Below are 1,488 nucleotides of genomic sequence, written 5' to 3'. Positions count from 1 at the left end.
GGGGTGCCTCTATGTGTTTCGTCAAGCGGTGGTTGGGGTGCGTGGTTCGTAGAAGGTGCCGTCTCTGAGCATGGCGAAGATGACGCTGGTGCGGTGGCGGGCGAGGCGGAGGAGGGCTTGGGTGTGGGTTTTGCCGCGGGTTCGGCAGCGGTCGTAGTAGCTGCGTGAGGCGGGATCGTGCAGGGCGGCGAAGGCGGAGAGGAACATGGCGCGCTTGAGCTGCCGGTTTCCGCTTCTGGGGGCGTGTTCGCCGTGGATGGAGGTCCCGGAGGATTTGGTCGCCGGGGCGAGTCCGGCGTAGGAGGCCAGGTGGGCGGCGGTGGGAAACGAACTGCCGTCGCCGACGGTGACCAGGAGGACTGCGGCGGTCCTGACGCCGACGCCGGGCATCGACGTCAGGACCTCGCGAAGAGGGTGGGCCTCCAGAAGGGCTGCGATCTGGGTTTCCAGGGCTCGGCGTTGCTCGTGGACTGCGGCGAGCGAGCGGGCCAGGGAGGGCACGATCACATCCAGGGTGCCGGTGCCCGGAACGACGACGGTCTGTTCGTCGAGGGCGTCGAAGACGTCGTCGATGAGCCGCTCGGCCATGCGCGGAGCCCTGGGGCGAATGACCTCGACCAGCCGTCGCCTGCCCGCCTTCCGCAAGGCGGCCGGGGATCCGTAACGCTCCAGCAGCCAGGTGACCGCTGGGTGGTCCAGCCGTGGGCCCAGGACCCGTTCCAGGCTGGGGTGGAATTGGGTGAGCAGGCCGCGGATGCGGTTGGAGGTGCGGGTGGCCTCAGCAGCCAGGTCCTGGTCGAAGCCGACCAGTACGGTCAGCTCCGCCGTGAGCTCGTCTGCCACTTCCAGCGAGCGCAGGGTGTGGGGCATGGTGCGGGCCGCATCGGCGATGACCGTGGCGTCCTTCGCGTCGGTTTTCGCCTCACCGGGGTAGAGGTCGGCGATCCGCCGCATGGCCAGACCCGGCAGGTAGGCGACCTGGCAGCCGGCGTCCCGGGCAACAGCCAAAGGCAGGGCCCCGATCGATGCGGGCTGGTCCACGATCACCAGGACGGTGCCGAACTTGGTGCGGAGTTTGTCGAAGACGGCCCGCAGTTTCGGTTCGCTGTTCGGCAGCTGCTTGTCGAAGACCTTCTTCCCGGCCGGAGTCAGTCCGTGGCCGTGATGCGCGCTCTTGCCCACGTCCAGGCCGAGGAAGACGCCCACGTCGCTGATGTCGGTCACCGTGCCCCCACGAGTGTCGATGCCATGCTGGCCTCGGTGTTGGGGCCGCACGCGCGCATCCACGTTATGCAGACCTGCCGCCCGAAGATGGCCGGGCGTTGCTCCCGGCCGGGCGGTGGTCGGACCTCTTATCAGCGTCTCCGACGGCACCCCTCGGGCCCGGTGACACCACCCCCCAGGTCATCGCTTCGACAGGGGGCAACAGTCATGCCGGGCCCGGAGGCCAACGGCCCCATTGCAGGACCGCGAAAAACATAACGGGGG

The 1,488-nt window shown here is 68.8% G+C and carries 1 protein-coding gene; it reads right to left on the bottom strand.

What is annotated here, in order from left to right; translation table 11 throughout:
* Positions 1-21: 21 nt before the first annotated feature.
* Positions 22-1,224, bottom strand: a complete 1,203-nt coding sequence (locus IEY56_RS28115; protein ID WP_189040113.1) for an IS110 family RNA-guided transposase — start codon at positions 1,222-1,224, stop codon at positions 22-24.
* Positions 1,225-1,488: the final 264 nt, after the last annotated feature.

The organism is Streptomyces daqingensis (genome assembly GCF_014645895.1).
GTDB lineage: Bacteria > Actinomycetota > Actinomycetes > Streptomycetales > Streptomycetaceae > Streptomyces > Streptomyces daqingensis.
Note: the sequence above shows the minus strand (reverse complement) of the source record. Positions and strands in the feature narration are given on the sequence as shown.